1 protein-coding gene is annotated in these 3,704 nt (G+C 64.6%); it reads left to right on the top strand.

Features of this window, described 5'->3' with window-relative positions; translation table 11 throughout:
- On the top strand, positions 1 to 3,704 hold a 3,704-nt coding region (gene eccCa, locus LOZ83_RS39625), incomplete at both ends, for a type VII secretion protein EccCa (protein ID WP_236797087.1).

The following is a 3,704-nucleotide window of genomic DNA, read 5'->3' as shown; positions in this document are numbered from 1 at the left end:
GAGGATCGTAAGGATTATTTGCGGTATTTGGGTCAGATGCGTGAGCGTGCTCGGGAGTCGATGGGGGAGCAGCGGGCGGCGTTGGAGTGGGTGCATCCGGATCCGGGGGCGTTGTGGTCGTTGGCGGCGTCGCGGCGGATGTGGGAGCGGCGGGGGAGTGATGGGGATTTTTTGCATTTGAGGGTGGGGCGTAGTTCGCATCGGTTGGCGACGCGGTTGGTGCCGCCGCAGACGGGGCCGGTGGATGAGTTGGAGCCGATTGCGACGTTGGCGTTGCGTCGGTTTGTGCGGGCGCATTCGATTGTGTCGGATTTGCCGACGCAGATTACGTTGCGTGGGTTTGCGGCGGTGAGTGTGGAGGGTGATCGGGAGTTGACGCGGGGTGTGACGCGGGCGTTGTTGGCGCAGTTGGTGACGTTTCATTCTTGTGATGATGTGGTGATTGGGTTTGTGACGGGGGGGCGGGCGAAGGGGGAGTGGGAGTGGGCGAAGTGGTTGCCGCATGTGCAGCATCCGGAGTTGTCGGATGGTATTGGGCAGTTGCGGATGATGGCGGGATCGTTGGGGCAGATTGAGGCGTGGTTGGATGGTGAGTTGCGGGATCGGCCGCGGTTTTCGCGGAACGCGACACCGAATCCGGATCAGCCGCATGTGGTGATTGTGATTGATGATGGGGAGGTGACGCGGGAGGAGCAGATCATTCTGGAGGAGGGCCTGGTCGGCGTCACTTTGATTGATTTGTCGGATTCGTTGGGGAATTTGGCGGCGCGTCGTGGTTTGCGGTTGGTGGTGGAGCCGACCCGGGTGGGGGCGCGGAGTGCGGGTGGGGTGGAGTGGTTTGGGCGGCCGGACACGTTGAGTGTGATCGAGTGCGAGGCCCTGTCGCGGAAGATTTCGCCGTTCCGGGTGGGGTCGGCGGCGGAGGAGGCCAGTTCGGATGAGCCCCTGTTGTCGAACCCGACCCTGTTGGAGCTACTCGGGATCCCCGGCGACCCGATGACCTTCGACGTGCAGCAGGCGTGGCGGCCGCGGCCGGTGCGGGATCGGTATCGGGTGCCGTTTGGGGTGGGGGAGTTCGGGCAGGCCGTCGAACTCGACATCAAGGAAGCCGCGATGGAGGGGATGGGGCCGCACGGGTTGTGTATTGGGGCGACGGGGTCGGGGAAGTCGGAGTTCCTGCGCACCCTCGTCCTCGGTTTGCTGGCCACCCATTCGAGTACGGCGTTGAACATGATTTTGGTGGACTTCAAGGGTGGTGCCACGTTCCTGGGGTTGGATAAGGCCCCGCATGTGGCGGCGACGATCACCAACCTGGCGGGGGATTTGACGTTGGTGGATCGGATGAAGGATGCGATCGCGGGGGAGGTGTCTCGTCGCCAGGAGGTGTTGGCGAAGGGGAATTACAAGAATGTGTGGGATTATGAGAAGGCCCGCGAGAACGGGGCTGATCTGGATCCACTGCCGGCGTTGTTTATTTGTATTGACGAGTTTTCGGAGATGTTGACGGCGAAGCCGGACTTCATCGATATTTTCCTGCAGATCGGCCGGGTCGGCCGTTCCCTGCAAATGCACATGCTCCTCGCGTCGCAACGCCTGGAAGAGGGCAAACTGCGTGGCCTGGACACGTTCCTGTCGTATCGCATCGGGTTGAAAACGTTCTCCGCCGCCGAATCCCGGGCGGCGATCGGGGTGCCGGACGCCTTCGAACTCCCGTCGATCCCCGGATCGGGGTATTTGAAGTACGACACGTCGACGATGGTGCGGTTCAAGGCGTCGTATGTGTCGGGACCGTATCGCCCGGCCGGGATCAAAGCGGCCGGCCCGGTGTCCAGTGTGGTGCGCGCCGATAAACGGCCTCAACTGTTTGTCCCCGACTTCGTCGACCTCCCCCCAGAGCCGGAGCCGGAGCCGGTGGTCGAGGCGCCGGAGCCGGAGCCGAAGAGGTCGTCGGAGGAGGCGTCGGAGCCGAGTGAGCTTGAGGTGATGGTGGAGCGGTTGGTGGGTCAGGGCCCACCGGCGCATGAGGTGTGGTTGCCGCCGTTGAACGAACCCAACTCCCTCGACACCCTGTTGCCGAATTTGAATCCGACCGAGGACCGCGGGTTGTCGCCGGTGGGGTTTTTCGGGAATGGGAAGTTGCAGGTCCCGATCGGGATTGTGGATCGCCCGTTCGAGCAGCGCCGGGACCCGTTGTGGGCGGATTTCTCCGGCGCGGCCGGGCACGGGGTGATCGTGGGGGGCCCGCAATCCGGGAAGTCGACCCTGTTGCGGACCCTGGTCATGTCGTTGTCGTTGGCGAACACCCCGGAAGAGGTCCAGTTCTACTGTGTCGACCTCGGCGGCGGCACCCTCACCGGCCTGGCCGGCCTGCCCCACGTCGGTGGGGTCGCCGTCGCCCGGCGGGAACCGGACAAGGCACGGCGGATCATCGCCGAACTCAACACTCTGGCGAACGAGCGGGAGGGCCTGTTCGGGACGTTGGGGGTGGATTCGATGACGGAGTTCCGGAACCGGAAACGACGCGGCGAGATTAGCCCGGAGCAGGACCCGTTCGGGGATGCGTTCCTGATCGTGGACGGGTGGCGGGCGTTGCGGGACGATTTTGATGAGTTGGAACCCCAAATCACCGCCCTCGCCCAGAGGGGTTTGGCCTACGGGATCCACGTGGTGATCGCCTCCACCCGGTGGGCGGACATCCGGCCGGCGATCAAGGACATGCTCGGCACCCGCTTCGAACTCCGCCTGGGTGACCCCAGTGAATCCGATATCGATCGGCGGACCGCGGTCAACGTCCCCGAAGGCCGCCCCGGCCGCGGGTTGACCCGTGAACGCCTGCAAATGCTCACCGGCCTCCCGCGTATCGATGGCGGGAGTGACACCGAGGACCTCGCCGGCGGTGTCGCCGACGCGGTCGGGAAGATTCAGGCCGCCTGGTCGGGGCGGATCGCGCCGCAGGTGCGGCTGCTGCCCGAGCAGATCGGCTACGACGAGGTCCTGTCCATGGACAAACAGCGGCACACCCGGTTGGTGCCGATCGGCATCAACGAAGACGAGTTGGCCCCCGCCTACCTCGACTTCGACGCCGACCCGCACTTTTTCGCGTTCGCCGACGGCGAGTCGGGCAAGACGAACCTGTTGCGGCAGATCGCCCGCGGCATCACCGACCGCTACACCGCGAAAGAAGCCGTCATCGTGCTGGTCGACTACCGGCGCACCATGCTCGGCGTCATCGAAGGCAACCACCTCCTCGGGTATGCCGTCTCCGCCAACCAGTTGGACGGGATGATCAAAGACGTCGCCGGGTCAATGAACCGGCGCCTGCCCGGCCCCGACGTCACCCAGGAACAACTCCGCAACCGATCCTGGTGGAAAGGCCCGGAATTGTTCGTGCTGGTCGATGACTACGACCTGGTCGCCACCCAAACCACCAACCCCCTCAAACCCCTCGCCGAATACCTCCCCCAAGCCAAAGACGTCGGCCTGCACGTCATCGTCGCCCGCCGCACCGGCGGCGCCGCCCGCGCCTCCTACGACCCCATCATCGGCAAACTCAAAGAAATCGCCGCCCCCGGCCTCGTCATGAACGGCAACAAAGACGAAGGCGCCCTCATCGGCACCGTCAAACCCGGCCCCATGCCCCCCGGCCGCGGCAACCTCGTCACCCGCAAAAACGGCAAACAACTCATCCAGGTCTCATGGATCCA

Origin of the sequence: Amycolatopsis sp. GM8, assembly GCF_021653975.1 — a bacterium.
Lineage (GTDB): Bacteria > Actinomycetota > Actinomycetes > Mycobacteriales > Pseudonocardiaceae > Amycolatopsis_E.
This window is presented reverse-complemented; position numbering and strand designations above follow the sequence as displayed.